Raw genomic sequence first — 14,758 nt, 5'->3', positions numbered from 1 at the left:
GTCCTTCCGCGACCCAGACTCGGGCACAAGGACGCCATTGCATTGCCGCTCAAGGAGCCTTATCTCATGAAATCCACCCTCTGCCTGTTGCTTGCCAGCCTGATGACCACCACTGCCACCGCCGCCACGCCGCCCGTTCCGCCGGATGCCGCCAAGCATCCGCATGTGGTCAAGGCGCCGTTCGGCGCGACCCGCAACGACGACTATTACTGGCTGCGCGACGACAAGCGCGAGAACAAGGACATGCTGGCCTACCTGCAGGCCGAGAATGCCTACGCCGACCAGCTGCTGGCGCCGCTGAAGCCGCTGGAAGACACCCTGTACAAGGAAATCGTCGGCCGCATCAAGCAGGACGATTCCAGTGTGCCGGCGCGCGAGCGCGGCTACTGGTACTACAGCCGCTTCGAGACCGGCCAGGACTACCCGATCCACGCACGCCGCAAGGGCGGCATGGATGCCGCCGAGGAAATCCTGCTGGACGTCAACACGATGGCCGCCGGCAAGGGCTACTTCAGCGTTGGCTCGATGGAAGTCAGCCAGGACAACCAGCTGCTGGCCTGGGCCGATGATGATGTCGGCCGGCGCCAGTACACCATCCGCTTCAAGGACCTGGCCACCGGCAAGGTGCTGCCCGATGTGATCACCGGCAGCTCCGGTGACCTGGTCTGGGCCGACGACAACCGCACCGTGCTGTACGTCGAGAACGATCCGGAAACGCTGTTGACCGTGCGCGTGAAGAAGCACGTGCTGGGCACCCCGGCCAGCGCCGACACCGTCGTCTACGAAGAGAAGGACGACAGCTTCTACATGGGTATCGGCCGTACCCGCGATGATCGCTTCATCACCATCGGCGTGCACAGCACCGTGTCCTCGGAAGAGCGCTACGCGCCGGCCAGCGACCCGACCACGTTCACCGTACTGGCGCCGCGCCAGCGCGATGTGGAGTACGACGCTGACCACTACGATGGTCGCTGGGTGATCCGCACCAACGACGGTGCGAAGAACTTCAAGCTGGTCACCGCACCGACCGATGCGACCTCGCGCGCACAGTGGAAGGACTGGATCGCGCACGACGATGCGGTGTTCATCGAAGGCTTCGAGCTGTTCGATGCGTACACCGCCATCGCCGAACGTTCCGAGGGCCTGGAGCGCATCCGCCTGCTGTTCAAGGATGGCCGCAGCGACTACGTGAAGGCCGATGAGCCGGCGTATTCGATGGGCCTGGGCGACAACACCGAGGCCGATACGCCGTGGCTGCGCTACGTCTACACCTCGATGACCACCCCCACCACCGTGTTCGAGCTGAACACCGCCACCGGTGAGCGCCGCCAGCTGAAGGTGCAGCCGGTGATCGGCTATGACGCGTCGAAGTACGAGACCGACCGCGTCTGGATCACCGCACGCGATGGCGTGAAGGTGCCGGTGTCGCTGGTCTACCGCAAGGGCTACCAGAAGGATGGCAAGGGTGCGTTGTTCCAGTACGCCTACGGCAGCTACGGCATGTCGATGGATCCGTACTTCAACCAGACCGCAGTGAGCCTGCTCGACCGTGGCGTGGTCTATGCCATCGCCCACATCCGCGGCGGCCAGGAGATGGGCCGCGACTGGTACGAGAACGGCAAGCTGCTGCACAAGCAGAACACTTTCAACGACTTCATCGACGTCACCCGTAGCCTGGTGGCGCAGGGCTGGGCGGCGAAGGATCGCGTTGCCGCCTCGGGTGGCAGCGCCGGTGGCCTGCTGATGGGCGCGGTGGCCAACCAGGCGCCGCAGGATTACCGGGTGATGGTGGCGCAGGTACCGTTCGTCGACGTGGTCACCACCATGCTCGACCCGACCATTCCGCTGACCACCAACGAGTACGACGAGTGGGGCAACCCGGAGCAGAAGCCGTACTACGACTACATGCTGTCCTACTCGCCCTACGACAACGTCAGGAAGCAGGCCTATCCGGCGCTGTTCGTGGGTACTGGCCTGTGGGATTCGCAGGTGCAGTACTGGGAGCCGGCCAAGTGGGTGGCCAAGCTGCGTGACGACAACACCGGCCACTACCCGATCCTGTTCCGCACCAACATGGAAGCCGGCCACGGTGGCAAGTCGGGTCGCTTCCAGCGCTACCGCGAGCTGTCCGAGTCGTATGCGTTCGTGCTGCAGCAGCTGGGCATCGCCCAACCGTAAGGGCACAGGGGTGCCGGGCGTTGCCTGGCACCCCGAACCGGTATCCTTGCGGCCATGAACCCGCCTGAACCCCCCGCACCCCGCGATGCTGCCACGCCACCGCGCGTGGTGCGTTTCCGCTGGGCGTGGTGGCTGCTGGCGTATGTCAGCCTCGGTACCGGCATCGTTGGCATCTTCGTTCCGGGCCTGCCGACCACCGTATTCATCCTGATCTCCGCGTGGGCTGCGTCGCGGGGTTCCGAGCGTCTGCATACCTGGCTGCTGCAGCATCCGCGCTTCGGCCCGGCCATCGCCAACTGGCAGGCGCACGGTGCGGTCAGCCGCTACGGCAAGTGGATGGCGACGATCACCATGGCGGTGTGCGCCGGCATCATGCTGTGGTGCGTGCCGATCGCCTGGGTGAAGTGGTTCTCGATCGGCAGCATGACCGTGGTGGCGATCTGGCTGTGGACGCGGCCGCTGCCACCGCCCGCGGATTGAGCGCCTGCGGTAGTGCCGGCCGCTGGCCGGCAACCCGAGCCCCTGCACCAACCGCTCAGCCGCCAATGGCTATACTCGGGGCATGAAGATCCCCCATCGAAACGCCATCCTGATTCCGCTGGCAGCGGCCTCGCTGCTGCTCCTCGCCGCCTGCGGCAACAAGGGCCCGCTGGTACTGCCGCAGAAGCCGGTGCCGGTGGAAGAAACCGTCGAGCCCGCTGCCGAGCCCGCCACCGAGGCGACCCCGGCGGAGACCCAGGGCAGCGGCACCCCGGCCACGACCGTGGAGCCGGCCGCACCGACCACCCAGCCGGCGCCTGCGCCGGCAAAGAAGGTGGGCGGCGGGAATGAGTAAGGCCGGTTCCAAGGCCCTGCGCTTCAGCAAGATGCACGGCGCGGGCAATGATTTCGTAGTGATCGACCTGCGTGACGGTACGTCGCCGCCCACGCCTGAACTGGCCGCGCGCCTGGCCGACCGCCACACCGGCGTCGGCTGCGACCAGATCCTGACCATCGAAGCGCCGCGTGCGGAAGGCTCGGTGGCTTCGTACCGCATCTGGAATGCCGACGGTTCCAACTCCGAACAGTGCGGCAATGGCGCGCGCTGCATCGCGGCCTGGCTGGTGCGCGAAGGCAGTGCGCAGGGCGATGCATTCGTCATCGACAGCCCGTTGGCCAGCCACGAAGTGAAGGTGCTGGGCGAGGGGCAGTTCGCGGTAACCATGGGCGTGCCCGCGTTCGAGCCGACCAACGTGCCGCTGATGGGCTTTGCCCACGCACGCGAGGAATACCTGCTGCCGTTGCAGGGCGAGAGCGTACGTTTCGCTGCGGTGTCGATGGGCAACCCGCATGCGGTGATCGAAGTGGGCCTGATCGATGCGGCCCCGGTCGAGCGCGTCGGTTCGCTGCTGCAGCAGCATGCGTCGTTCCCGCGCTCGGTGAACGTGGGCTTCGCCCAGGTGATGAGCCCCGCGCATGCACGCCTGCGGGTGTTCGAGCGCGGCGTCGGTGAAACCCTGGCCTGCGGCAGCGGTGCCTGTGCCGCCGCGGTGACCCTGATGCAGCGTGGCCGCCTGCAGCGCGATGCGCGCATCAGCCTGCCCGGTGGCGACCTGCGCATCCAGTGGCCGGGCGATGGCCAGCCGGTGGTGATGGCCGGCCCGACTGCATTCGTCTTCGAAGGGGAGTGGATCGCATGACCGAAACCGTCGACAAGCTCGGGGCCCATGAAGTCGCTGCTTGGTTGCGGCGCCATCCCGGCTTCCTCAAGCAGTTCCCGGACCTGGCCCTGACCCTGGTGGTGCCGCGCGATGACGGCCCGACCGCATCGCTGGCCAGCTACCAGCTGGAAGTGCTGCGCGAGAAGAACCGCGAGCTGGCGCGACGGTTGGCCGATCTGGGCGCCACCGCCCAGGTCAACGAGCGCCTGGCGGTGCGCACGCACCAGCTGACCCTGGCGCTGATGAAGCAGGGCAACGCTGCCGATACCCTGCGTGCAATGGCGGCATCGCTGCAGGAGGATTTCGCTGGCGACCTGGTGCGATTGGTGGTGCACACACCGGTGGCCGGGCTGGAACAGGCCGACTGGCTGCAGGTGATCGCCGCGGACGATCCGCAGCTGGGCCCGTTCCGCGATTGCCTGAACGACGGCGAGCCGATCTGCGGCCGCCTGCAGCCGGAAAAGAATGCCGTGCTGTATGGCGTGCGCAGCGAGGAAGTGCAGACCACCGCACTGCTGCCGCTGCCGGGCGTGGGCCTGATTGCCGTGGGCAGCCACGACCCGAACCGCTTCTATCCGGGCATGGGGACGCTGTTCCTGCGCATGATGGGTGACGCCCTGGTTACCGGCTTGAAGCGATTCCAGGACTGAGCAGGGCACGACGACGATGAGCGCGGTACAGGCCTTCCTGCAGCACCTGCAGGTGGAGCGGCGGATGTCGGCGCATACGCTCGACGCCTACCGCCGCGACCTGGACGCGCTGTCGGCCTGGGCCGAGCCACGCGGTGTTGCGGTGGAGGCACTCGATGCCGAGGCGCTGCGTCAGTTCGTCGCCGATGAGCACCGGCGTGGCCTGTCGGCCAAGAGCCTGCAGCGCCGCTTGTCGGCGTGCCGCAGCTTCTACGCCTGGCTGTTGAAGCATGGACGCATCGAGGTCAGCCCGGCGGCGACGCTGAAGGCGCCACGCGCACCGCGCCGGTTGCCGCAGGTGCTCGATGCCGACGAAGCCGTGCAGCTGGTCGAGCTGGAGCCGGAAGGTGAACTCGGCCGCCGTGATCGCGCGCTGCTGGAACTGTTCTATTCCTCCGGCCTGCGCCTGAGTGAAGTCTGCGCGCTGACCTGGCGCGACCTGGATTTCGACAGCGGCCTGGTCAACGTGCTGGGCAAGGGCAACCGCCAGCGCCGCGTGCCGTTCGGCCGGCCGGCGCGCGAAGCGCTGCAGGCGTGGCGTGCGGAAAGTGGCGGCGGCCCGGCCTCGCCGGTGTTTCCCGGCCGCAACGGGCCGATCAGCCAGCGTGCGGTGCAGATCCGCATCCGCCAGCTGGCGCAGCGCCAGGGCCTGTTCAAGCACGTGCACCCGCACATGCTGCGGCACAGTTTTGCCAGCCATATCCTGGAATCGTCCGGCGACCTGCGCGGTGTGCAGGAACTGCTTGGCCATGCCGACATCGCAACCACCCAGATCTACACCCACCTTGATTTCCAGCATCTGGCCAAGGTCTACGACGCCGCGCATCCACGTGCGAAGCGCCGCAGCAGGGACGACAAGGCTGAATAGCCCGCCCTTGATCTGGATCAGGGCAGGGCGGGCGCTACCGGCGCATCGTGGCCGCAGGCCACGAGGACACTGCCACCATGGCGAAGCCCATTCCGCTGCACCCCAGGCATCCCGAGCGCATCTGCTGGGGCTGCGACCGCTATTGCGCGGCCGACGCGCTGGCCTGCGGCAATGGTTCCGGCCGCACCCAGCACCCGATCGAGACGCAGGGCGAAGACTGGTACCTCGCCTGGGGCATCGAGCCGAATCCGGATCGGCCTTCGCAGGCCAAGCGCTGAACGGCAGGCGTTCCACGTTCGGGCGGCGGGGTCCGCGCGCATTGCGATGCGCTCGTTAAAAGGGCGCCCTCTTCCCATGGGGCGCCACCAAGCGCTGAACGGCAGCCATCCGCACAGGCTTGATCGTACCCGGCGCTGTCCCCATGTCCCGGGAACAGCTATCGGAGGCCGCATGGACCCCAGTCAGAATCCCAACGTTTTCCACGCCACCACCATCGTCTGCGTCCGTCGCGGCGAGCACGTGGCCATTGCCGGCGACGGCCAGGTCACGCTGGGCCACACCGTGATGAAGGGCAATGCGCGCAAGGTGCGCCGCCTCGGTCGTGACGGCCAGGTGCTGGCCGGCTTCGCCGGTGCCGCCGCCGATGCCTTCACCCTGTTCGAGCTGTTCGAGGCCAAGCTGGAAAAGCACGGCCAGCTGCAGCGCGCTGCGGTCGAGCTGGCCAAGGATTGGCGCACCGAGCGCCGCCTCGGCAAGCTCGAAGCCCTGCTGGCGGTGGCCGACAAGGAAACCTCGCTGATCATCAGCGGCACCGGCGATGTGATCGAGCCGGAGGACGGCATCATCGCCATCGGTTCCGGTGGTTCCTATGCACTGTCGGCCGCGCGCGCACTGATGGCGCACACCGAACTGGATGCGCGCACCATTGCCAGCGAAGCGATCGGCATTGCCGGCGACATCTGCATCTACACCAACCGCAACGTGGTGGTCGAGGAGCTGTGAGGGTCGTGCCGGCCGCTGGCCGGCAACCTCATGATCCCCCCCACGCGTGCCTGGTTGCAGGCCAGCGGCCGGCACTACCGACACTGAATCCGTGAGCACATCCATGTCGAAGATCGAAGTTTCCTCCGCCACCATGACCCCGCGCGAGATCGTGCAGGAACTGGACCGGCATATCGTGGGCCAGCACGACGCCAAGCGCGCCGTGGCCATTGCCCTGCGCAACCGCTGGCGCCGCATGCAGCTGGTGCCCGAGCTGCGCAATGAAGTGATGCCGAAGAACATCCTGATGATCGGCCCGACCGGCGTCGGCAAGACCGAGATCGCGCGTCGCCTGGCCACCCTGGCCAACGCACCGTTCGTGAAGGTTGAAGCCACCCGCTTCACCGAAGTCGGCTACGTCGGCAAGGACGTCGAGCAGATCATCCGCGACCTGGCCGATACCGCTGTGAAGCTCTATCGCGAGCAGGCCAAGGTGCGCGTGCGTACCCAGGCCGAAGAACGCGCCGAAGACCGCATCCTCGATGCGCTGCTGCCGCGCCGCAGCGGTGGTATCGGCTTCGATCCGGAAGTCGCCCGCAACGAACCGTCGGCGCAGGACAACGAGACCCGCATCAAGTTCCGCAAGATGCTGCGCAACGGTGAGCTGGACGAGCGCGAGATCGAGCTCGACCTGGCTGCCAACGTCAGCATGGACATCATGACCCCGCCGGGCATGGAGGAAATGGGCCAGCAGCTGAAGTCGATGTTCGCCAACCTCGGCGGTGGCGCCAAGGCGCACAAGCGCACGCTGACCATCAAGGCCGCGCGTCCGCTGCTGATCGAGGAAGAGGCAGGCAAGCTGGTCAACGAGGACGACATCCGCACCGCGGCGATCGAGGCCTGCGAGCAGCACGGCATCGTCTTCATCGACGAGATCGACAAGGTTGCCAAGCGTGGTGACAACGTGGGTGGTGGCGACGTCTCGCGCGAAGGCGTGCAGCGCGACCTGCTGCCGCTGGTGGAGGGCTCCAACGTGTCGACCAAGTACGGCACGATCAAGACCGACCACATCCTGTTCATTGCTTCGGGTGCGTTCCACCTGGCCAAGCCGAGCGATCTGATTCCGGAGCTGCAGGGCCGCTTCCCGATCCGCGTTGAACTGGGTGCGCTGAGCAAGGGTGATTTCGTTCGCATCCTGACCGAGCCGAAGGCCGCGCTGACCAAGCAGTACGAAGCACTGCTGGCCACCGAGGGCGTCAAGGTCAGCTTCACTGCCGACGCCATCGACCGCCTGGCCGAGATCGCCTTCCAGGTGAACGAGCGCCAGGAGAACATCGGTGCCCGTCGCCTGCACACCGTACTGGAGCGCCTGTTGGATTCGCTCAGCTACGAGGCACCGGACCGCGACGGCGAGACCCTGGCCATCGACAGTGCTTATGTCGATGCGCATCTGGGTGAGCTGGTGCAGGATCCGGACCTGAGCCGCTACATCCTGTAATGCCTGACGCTGCAAAGCATGAGGCCGCCGAAAGGCGGCCTTTTTGTTGGTGGTCAGTGCGGATGTCTGACGCGGTAGGCCTGCAGCACCTGGTCGATCACCGCACTGGTGCGGGCGGCGCTGATGCCGTTCGACGGCGAGTGACCCCAGCCACGCAACTCATCGACCATGGTAGCGATCAACGGCTGCTGGATCGACGGCGGGTTCGGGATATCGAACGTCTGCATACCGGCTTCGGTTTCCAGTACCACTGGAACATCCTCGAAGGTGGCAAAGCGCAGTTGTCCGCGATCGCCGGTGATCTCGATCTCATCCTGGCGGCGGAACGCGCAGAAGCTCCATTGCGCGATGCCGTGCACCCCCGTCCCGGTGCGGAAGCACATCGAGACGCTGTCCTCGGCGGCGTAGGCGCCGGTCAACGAGCTGGCCAGGCCACGCACATCGCTCAGCGGCCCCAGCAGATGATCCAGCAGGTCCAGGGTGTGCGAGCCCAGATCGACGAACAGCCCGCCGCCAGCGATCGCCGGGTTGGTCCGCCAGAAGTCCGGCGATGCAGCGTTCGCCGAATGCGGCCGGTGCAGGGTGGCGCGCACGCTGCGCGGTGTGCCGATCGCGCCGCTGTCCAGCAGCTGCTTCACCTGCGCGAAGCGGGGCAGGGCGCGGCGGTAGTAGGCCACGAACACCGGCACGCCGCTGCGGGCGCTGGCTTCAATGATGCGCTGGCACTCGCCGTGGTCCATGGCCATCGGTTTTTCGATGTAGACCGGCTTGCCCGCGGCAATCGCCTGCAATGCGTAGTGCATGTGCGTGGAGGGCGGCGTCGCAACGTAGATCGCGTTCACTTCCGGGTCGGCGATGAGTGCATCGGCGTCCGCGTACCAGCGGGGAATCGCATGGCGCCGCGCATAATCCTCGGCCAACGCCGCATTGCGGCGCATGACCGCGGCCACCCGTGAGCCCGGCGTGTTGGCCAGGGCCGGCCCGCTCTTCTTCTCGGTGACGCTGCCACAGCCGATGAAGCCCCACACCACGTTGTCCAGGATCATCACGATGCGTCCAGAAAAGGGAAGGTCCGCCGGGTTCAACCCAACAGTGAGCGTAATCGATCACCGGCGGAGGCGGAGACATCGGGACCGGTGGGCAGGAAGCAACGAAGCTGCCACTGCCGGGTCCGGATCGCGTCCTTTGCGGTCGGCGTGCTCCACGGCGGATAGACACGGAGGGCGCGCTTTCCGCCCTCGCCATCGCGCGACATCACGCCGCGCTCGATCAGCAGGTCACGACTGAAGATGAACTGCCCGCGCTGTGTTCCGTCGAAGACCGCGATCACCACGAAGTGCACAGCATCGGCTGCATCCAATGGAGCGATATCAGAACCGGGGGCGGGGCGCTTCCACAGGGTTACGAACTGGCCGGTCTTGGTGGGGGTGATCTTCGCGACGCGGAACACGATGCTGTGACCCTCAAGGGCAAAGCGGCAGGCACCGTACTCTGCGCTTTCCGCTTCCGCCACGATCGGTCCGGTCAACTGCAGCCCTGCGGGCAGGTAGAGATCGTGCAGTGCCGCAGTGGCGGCAGCAATGCCGCTCATGCTTCCGGCAGCGGCTCGGGCACCGTTCCGGGCACGAACACGCCTTCTTTCACGTAGGCGGCCAGGGTCATGTCCAGCGCGAGCATGCCATCGCGCTTGAGGTCCATCAGTTCCGGTTCGACCATCGCGCCGTGCAGCACGCCCAGCACAGTGGCGTGCAGCATGCGCGCGGCGATCTTGGGGTCGGCGCCTTCGCGCAGCTGGCCCAGGTCCTGGGCACGGCGCAGGGCGCGCTCCATCCGGTCCAGCGCATCGCGGAAGCCGGCCTGCTGCATTTCGGTCAGCACCTTGGTATCGGCCGAGGCGTCGCTGCGCAGCATGATCTCCATGGTCTTGCGCAGGCGCTCGTCCTCGGACAGCTCGATGAACGAGTGGATCATCACCGCGCGCAGGTCGTGCACCGGGGTGTCGCGCTGGTCGGTGGAGGTACGCTCCAGTTCCTGCATGAAGGGCAGGTGCACGCGCTCGACGATCGCGGCGAGCACCTCGCTCTTGTTCTTGAAGTGCCAGTACACCGCGCCACGGGTATAGCCGGCGCGGGCGCCGATCATCTCCAGCGTGGTACGGGCCACGCCGTGTTCATGGAAGCAGGCTTCGGCGGCGTCAAGGATGCCTTCCCGGGTTGCCTGGGTGTCCTCTTTGGTCTTGCGGGCCATGGGTAGGGTACGAGTGCGGGTGAAACGTGGCTGAATTGTACCGGTTTACAAACAAACAAGCATGTATGTATATTTCGCACCCATCATTCCCGTCGTGTGCGTGGCAGGCCCGTCCGGCTCCCACTCCACCCGGGTGGGCGCTGTTCGCACGGTCTTCACCTTTGCTGGTGGAGGGTCCGCCGTATCAGCGCTGGCTGAGACCCTTTCCTCCAAGAGCCTTTCCGTCATGTTGCTGAGCCGAATCCGACCCTTTGCACTGTCGCTGGCAATCGCCGCGACCGTGGCTGCCTGCGGCGGCCAACCCCAGGCCCCCGAACAGGGCCCGGGTGACGTCACCGTGGTCACGCTGAAGTCCGAGACCGTGGGCCTGACCCGCGAGCTGCCGGGCCGTACCAACGCCTTCCTGGTCGCCGAAGTGCGTCCGCAGGTCAACGGCATCGTCGCCAAGCGCCTGTTCACCGAGGGCGGCATGGTCAAGGCCGGCGAGCCGCTGTACCAGATCGAGGACGCGAGCTACCGCGCGCAGGCCAACAGTGCCCGTGCCCAGCTGGCGCGTGCCGAGGCCACCGCCAACGCCGCGCGCCTGAGCGCCAAGCGCATCACCGAGCTGGCCAAGGTTGATGCGGTCAGCCAGCAGGACCTGGAAAACGCGGTGGCCGCGCAGAAGCAGGCCGAGGCTGACGTCGGCGCCGCCAAGGCCTCGCTGGATGCGGCCAACGTCACTCTGGGCTACGCCCGCATCACCGCCCCGATCAGCGGCCGCATCGGCAAGTCCAGCGTCACCCAGGGTGCGCTGGTCAGCGCCGGCCAGGCCAATGCACTGGCCACCGTGCAGCAGCTGGACCCGATCTATGTCGACCTGACCCAGTCCTCGGCCGAGCTGCTGCAGCTGCGCCGCGAACTGGCCGCTGGCCGCCTGCAGGACAACCAGACGCTGCCGGTCAGCATCCTGATGGAAGACGGCAGCACCTTCGAGCACAAGGGTACGCTGGAATTCTCCGAAGTCAGCGTCGACCCGGCCACTGGCAGCTTCGGCCTGCGCGTGAAGGTGGACAATCCGGACGGCCTGCTGATGCCGGGCACGTACGTGCGCGCGGTGATCGGCGGCGGCGTGCGCAGCGATGCGGTGCTGGTGCCGATGGCCGGCATCGCCCGCGATCCGAAGGGTGACACCTCGGCGATGGTGGTCGACAAGGACAACAAGGTCGAAGTGCGCCCGGTCAAGGTCAGCCGCACGGTCGGCGACAAGTGGCTGGTCGAGGACGGTCTGAAGGCCGGCGACAAGGTCATCGTCGAAGGCCTGCAGAAGATCGGCCCCGGCATGCCGGTCAAGGCCACCGAGAAGGGCGCTGCTCCGGCCAAGCCGGCAGCGGCCGCCCAGCCTGCCGCTCCGGCCGGCGACGCGAAGTAAGCGGAGAACCCCATGGCACGCTTTTTCATCGATCGACCCATCTTCGCGTGGGTGATCGCCATCATCATCATGCTCGCCGGCGGCCTGGCCCTGTTCAAGCTGCCGGTCTCGATGTACCCCAACGTCGCACCGCCGGCGGTGGAAATCAGCGCCACCTACCCGGGTGCATCGGCCAAGGTGGTCGAGGACTCGGTGACGCAGATCATCGAGCAGAACATGAAGGGCCTTGATGGCCTGATCTATTTCTCCTCCAACAGCTCGTCCAATGGCCAGGCCACCATCACCCTGACCTTCGAGAGCGGCACCAACCCGGACATCGCCCAGGTGCAGGTGCAGAACAAGCTGCAGCTGGCCATGCCGCTGCTGCCGCAGGAAGTACAGCGGCAGGGCATCAACGTGGCCAAGTCCAGCTCGGGCTTCCTGAACGTCATCGCGTTCGTGTCCGAGAACGGCAGCATGGACGCCAACGACATCGCCGACTACGTCGGTTCCAATGTCGTCGACCGTCTGAGCCGCGTGCCGGGCGTGGGCAACATCCAGGTGTTCGGTGGCAAGTACGCCATGCGTATCTGGCTGGACCCGAACAAGCTGCACACCTACGGCCTGTCCGTTGCGGAAGTGACCGCAGCGATCAAGGCACAGAACGCCCAGGTGGCCATCGGCCAGCTCGGCGGCGCGCCGTCGATCAAGGGCCAGCAGCTCAACGCCACCATCAATGCGCAGTCGCGCCTGCAGACCCCGGAACAGTTCCGCAACATCATCGTGCGCGGTGCGCAGGACGGTGCCGAGCTGCGCCTGGGCGATGTCGCCCGTGTCGAACTGGGTGCAGAGTCCTACGACTTCGTCACCCGCTACAACGGCCAGCCGGCCAGCGGCCTGGCGGTCACCCTGGCCACCGGCGCCAACGCGCTGGATACTGCGGCCGGCGTGGATGCCGCGCTGCAGGACATGAAGAGCTTCTTCCCGGCCGGCCTGAAGGCCGAGATCCCGTACGACACCACCCCGTTCGTGCGCGTGTCGATCAAGGGCGTGGTGCAGACCCTGATCGAAGCGATCGTGCTGGTGTTCGTGGTGATGTACCTGTTCCTGCAGAACTTCCGCGCCACCCTGATCCCGACCATCGCCGTGCCGGTGGTGCTGCTGGGTACCTTCGGCGTGCTGGCGATGCTGGGCTTCTCGGTGAACATGCTGACCATGTTCGCGATGGTGCTGGCGATCGGCCTGCTGGTGGACGATGCCATCGTGGTGGTGGAGAACGTCGAGCGCATCATGTCCGAGGAAGGACTGTCGCCGCTCGAGGCCACCCGCAAGTCGATGGGCCAGATCACCGGCGCGCTGGTGGGTATCGGCCTGGTGCTGTCGGCCGTGTTCGTGCCGATGGCCTTCATGAGCGGTTCCACCGGCGTGATCTACCGCCAGTTCTCGGCCACGATCGTTTCGGCGATGGCGCTGTCGGTGCTGGTCGCGATCGTGCTGACCCCGGCGCTGTGCGCGACCATGCTCAAGCCGCTGAAGAAGGGTGAGCACCACGTCGCACACAAGGGCTGGTCCGGTCGCTTCTTCAACGGTTTCAACCGCGGCTTCGACCGCACCAGCGAAAGCTACCAGCGCGGCGTGCGCGGCATCATCCACCGTCCGTGGCGCTTCATGGGCATCGTGGCGGCACTGTTCGTGCTGATGGGCGTGCTGTTCGTGCGCCTGCCCAGCTCGTTCCTGCCCAACGAAGACCAGGGCGTGCTGATGGCGCTGGTGCAGGCGCCGGTCGGTGCCACCCAGGAACGTACGCTGGAATCGATCGCGGCACTGGAAAACCACTTCCTGCAGAACGAGAAGGATGCGGTGGACTCGGTGTTCTCGGTGCAGGGCTTCAGCTTCGCCGGCATGGGCCAGAACGCGGGCATGGCATTCGTCAAGCTGAAGGACTGGAGCGAGCGTGACGCCAACAATGGCGTGATGCCGATCACCGGTCGCGCCATGGCAGCGCTGGGCCAGATCAAGGATGCCTTCATCTTCGCCTTCCCGCCGCCGGCCATTCCGGAACTGGGTACCGCCTCGGGCTACACCTTCTTCCTGAAGGACAACAGCGGCCAGGGCCACGAGGCACTGGTGGCCGCGCGCAACCAGCTGCTGGGCCTCGCCGCCGGCAGCAAGAAGCTGGCCAACGTGCGCCCGAACGGCCAGGAAGACACGCCGCAGTTCCGCATCGACATCGATGCGGCCAAGGCGACCTCGCTGGGGCTGTCGATCGACCAGATCAACGGTACCTTGGCCGCCGCATGGGGTAGCTCGTACATCGACGACTTCGTCGATCGTGGCCGCGTCAAGCGCGTGTTCGTGCAGGCCGACCAGCCGTTCCGCATGGTGCCGGAGGACTTCGATCTCTGGTCCGTGAAGAACGACAAGGGTGAGATGGTGCCGTTCAGTGCCTTCGCCACCAAGCACTGGGATTACGGTTCGCCGCGCCTGGAACGCTACAACGGTGTGTCGGCGATGGAAATCCAGGGCGAACCGGCACCGGGTGTCGCGTCCGGTGACGCCATGGCCGAGATCGAACAGCTGGCCAAGCAGCTGCCGGCGGGCTTCGGCATCGAGTGGACGGCGATGTCCTACCAGGAACGCCAGGCCGGCTCGCAGACGCCGCTGCTGTACACGCTGTCGCTGATGATCGTGTTCCTGTGCCTGGCCGCGATGTATGAAAGCTGGAGCGTGCCGACCGCGGTGCTGCTGGCGGCCCCGCTGGGTATCCTCGGCGCGGTGCTGGCCAATACCTTCAAGGGCCTGGAACGCGACATCTACTTCCAGGTGGCGATGCTGACCACGGTGGGCCTGACCAGCAAGAACGCGATCCTGATCGTCGAGTTCGCCAAGGAAAACCTGGAGAAGGGGGCCAGCCTGATCGAATCGATCATGCACGCCGTGCGCGACCGTTTGCGCCCGATCGTGATGACTTCGCTGGCCTTCGGCATGGGCGTGGTGCCGCTGGCGATCTCCACCGGTGCCGGCTCCGGTGCCAAGCAGGCGATCGGCACCGGCGTGCTCGGCGGCATGATCGTCGGCACCGTGCTCGGCGTGTTCTTCGTGCCGCTGTTCTTCGTGGTGGTGCAGCGCGTGTTCAAGCGCAAATCCTCCACGTAAGCGAAACGGTAATGCCGGCCGTTGGCCGGCATTGCCTCCTGCCATCTGGCA

At 66.4% G+C, this 14,758-nt stretch carries 14 protein-coding genes; 11 read left to right on the top strand and 3 right to left on the bottom strand.

What is annotated here, in order from left to right; translation table 11 throughout:
- The first annotated feature begins 66 nt into the window (after positions 1-66).
- The 9 genes from SriyCCGPB3_RS18465 to hslU all read left to right on the top strand — a co-directional run bounded on the left by SriyCCGPB3_RS18465 (position 67) and on the right by hslU (position 7,914).
- The gene (locus SriyCCGPB3_RS18465; protein ID WP_350259607.1) at positions 67-2,178 is read left to right on the top strand and encodes a S9 family peptidase; all 2,112 of its coding nucleotides are present in this window, start codon (positions 67-69) and stop codon (positions 2,176-2,178) included.
- Between the two features lie 54 nt (positions 2,179-2,232).
- Positions 2,233-2,658: a YbaN family protein gene (locus SriyCCGPB3_RS18460; protein ID WP_153854555.1), complete on the top strand. Its 426-nt coding sequence runs from the start codon at positions 2,233-2,235 to the stop codon at positions 2,656-2,658.
- A gap of 82 nt (positions 2,659-2,740) precedes the next feature.
- The gene (gene lptM, locus SriyCCGPB3_RS18455) at positions 2,741-3,013 is read left to right on the top strand and encodes an LPS translocon maturation chaperone LptM (RefSeq protein ID WP_164161500.1); all 273 of its coding nucleotides are present in this window, start codon (positions 2,741-2,743) and stop codon (positions 3,011-3,013) included.
- Positions 3,006-3,857, top strand: a complete 852-nt coding sequence (gene dapF / locus SriyCCGPB3_RS18450) for a diaminopimelate epimerase (RefSeq protein WP_153854553.1) — start codon at positions 3,006-3,008, stop codon at positions 3,855-3,857. The genes lptM and dapF overlap by 8 nt, the downstream gene beginning before the upstream one ends.
- Positions 3,854-4,528: a DUF484 family protein gene (locus SriyCCGPB3_RS18445; protein WP_197612340.1), complete on the top strand. Its 675-nt coding sequence runs from the start codon at positions 3,854-3,856 to the stop codon at positions 4,526-4,528. The genes dapF and SriyCCGPB3_RS18445 overlap by 4 nt, the downstream gene beginning before the upstream one ends.
- A gap of 16 nt (positions 4,529-4,544) precedes the next feature.
- On the top strand, positions 4,545-5,435 hold the full coding sequence (gene xerC, locus SriyCCGPB3_RS18440; RefSeq protein ID WP_164161501.1) for a tyrosine recombinase XerC: 891 nt from the start codon (positions 4,545-4,547) through the stop codon (positions 5,433-5,435).
- Positions 5,436-5,512: 77 nt separating this feature from the next.
- Complete coding sequence (locus tag SriyCCGPB3_RS18435) at positions 5,513-5,713, top strand: DUF3079 domain-containing protein (RefSeq protein WP_049421394.1); 201 nt, start codon at positions 5,513-5,515, stop codon at positions 5,711-5,713.
- Between the two features lie 172 nt (positions 5,714-5,885).
- The gene (gene hslV, locus SriyCCGPB3_RS18430) at positions 5,886-6,437 is read left to right on the top strand and encodes an ATP-dependent protease subunit HslV (RefSeq protein ID WP_005411093.1); all 552 of its coding nucleotides are present in this window, start codon (positions 5,886-5,888) and stop codon (positions 6,435-6,437) included.
- A gap of 103 nt (positions 6,438-6,540) precedes the next feature.
- Complete coding sequence (gene hslU, locus SriyCCGPB3_RS18425) at positions 6,541-7,914, top strand: ATP-dependent protease ATPase subunit HslU (protein ID WP_014038532.1); 1,374 nt, start codon at positions 6,541-6,543, stop codon at positions 7,912-7,914.
- Between the two features lie 53 nt (positions 7,915-7,967).
- Here hslU and SriyCCGPB3_RS18420 read toward each other — a convergent pair whose 3' ends face one another.
- The 3 genes from SriyCCGPB3_RS18420 to smeT are packed head-to-tail and all read right to left on the bottom strand — an operon-like array spanning position 7,968 to position 10,161.
- Entirely contained in the window at positions 7,968-8,960 is a 993-nt protein-coding gene (locus tag SriyCCGPB3_RS18420) for a Gfo/Idh/MocA family protein (RefSeq protein ID WP_110713754.1), read from the bottom strand.
- Positions 8,961-8,995: 35 nt separating this feature from the next.
- The gene (locus tag SriyCCGPB3_RS18415; RefSeq protein ID WP_350259606.1) at positions 8,996-9,505 is read right to left on the bottom strand and encodes a MepB family protein; all 510 of its coding nucleotides are present in this window, start codon (positions 9,503-9,505) and stop codon (positions 8,996-8,998) included.
- Complete coding sequence (gene smeT, locus SriyCCGPB3_RS18410; protein WP_032129009.1) at positions 9,502-10,161, bottom strand: efflux transporter SmeDEF transcriptional repressor SmeT; 660 nt, start codon at positions 10,159-10,161, stop codon at positions 9,502-9,504. The genes SriyCCGPB3_RS18415 and smeT overlap by 4 nt, the downstream gene beginning before the upstream one ends.
- A 226-nt stretch (positions 10,162-10,387) precedes the next feature.
- Here smeT and smeD point away from each other — a divergent pair, with 226 nt between their 5' ends.
- Together smeD and smeE are read left to right on the top strand one after the other, a co-directional pair.
- Positions 10,388-11,572, top strand: coding sequence for a multidrug efflux RND transporter periplasmic adaptor subunit SmeD (gene smeD, locus SriyCCGPB3_RS18405; RefSeq protein ID WP_032129008.1), 1,185 nt, complete (start codon positions 10,388-10,390; stop codon positions 11,570-11,572).
- A 12-nt stretch (positions 11,573-11,584) separates the two neighbouring features.
- Entirely contained in the window at positions 11,585-14,707 is a 3,123-nt protein-coding gene (smeE, locus tag SriyCCGPB3_RS18400) for a multidrug efflux RND transporter permease subunit SmeE (RefSeq protein WP_153854549.1), read from the top strand.
- Positions 14,708-14,758: the final 51 nt, after the last annotated feature.

It is taken from the genome of Stenotrophomonas riyadhensis, assembly GCF_040256885.1.
Classification (GTDB): domain Bacteria; phylum Pseudomonadota; class Gammaproteobacteria; order Xanthomonadales; family Xanthomonadaceae; genus Stenotrophomonas; species Stenotrophomonas riyadhensis.
The sequence above is the reverse complement of the archived record's forward strand: the minus strand, read 5'-3'. Positions and strand labels throughout refer to the sequence as shown.

Bases quoted from the DNA above. Each gene is read 5' to 3' on its own strand.
- SriyCCGPB3_RS18435 (WP_049421394.1), top strand. From the start codon at position 5,513: ATGGCGAAGCCCATTCCGCTGCACCCCAGGCATCCCGAGCGCATCTGC.
- xerC (WP_164161501.1), top strand. From the start codon at position 4,545: ATGAGCGCGGTACAGGCCTTCCTGCAGCACCTGCAGGTGGAGCGGCGG.
- hslU (WP_014038532.1), top strand. From the start codon at position 6,541: ATGTCGAAGATCGAAGTTTCCTCCGCCACCATGACCCCGCGCGAGATC.
- hslV (WP_005411093.1), top strand. From the start codon at position 5,886: ATGGACCCCAGTCAGAATCCCAACGTTTTCCACGCCACCACCATCGTC.
- lptM (WP_164161500.1), top strand. From the start codon at position 2,741: ATGAAGATCCCCCATCGAAACGCCATCCTGATTCCGCTGGCAGCGGCC.
- SriyCCGPB3_RS18415 (WP_350259606.1), bottom strand. From the start codon at position 9,505: ATGAGCGGCATTGCTGCCGCCACTGCGGCACTGCACGATCTCTACCTG.
- smeE (WP_153854549.1), top strand. From the start codon at position 11,585: ATGGCACGCTTTTTCATCGATCGACCCATCTTCGCGTGGGTGATCGCC.
- SriyCCGPB3_RS18420 (WP_110713754.1), bottom strand. From the start codon at position 8,960: ATGATCCTGGACAACGTGGTGTGGGGCTTCATCGGCTGTGGCAGCGTC.
- SriyCCGPB3_RS18445 (WP_197612340.1), top strand. From the start codon at position 3,854: ATGACCGAAACCGTCGACAAGCTCGGGGCCCATGAAGTCGCTGCTTGG.
- dapF (WP_153854553.1), top strand. From the start codon at position 3,006: ATGAGTAAGGCCGGTTCCAAGGCCCTGCGCTTCAGCAAGATGCACGGC.
- SriyCCGPB3_RS18465 (WP_350259607.1), top strand. From the start codon at position 67: ATGAAATCCACCCTCTGCCTGTTGCTTGCCAGCCTGATGACCACCACT.
- smeT (WP_032129009.1), bottom strand. From the start codon at position 10,161: ATGGCCCGCAAGACCAAAGAGGACACCCAGGCAACCCGGGAAGGCATC.
- SriyCCGPB3_RS18460 (WP_153854555.1), top strand. From the start codon at position 2,233: ATGAACCCGCCTGAACCCCCCGCACCCCGCGATGCTGCCACGCCACCG.
- smeD (WP_032129008.1), top strand. From the start codon at position 10,388: ATGTTGCTGAGCCGAATCCGACCCTTTGCACTGTCGCTGGCAATCGCC.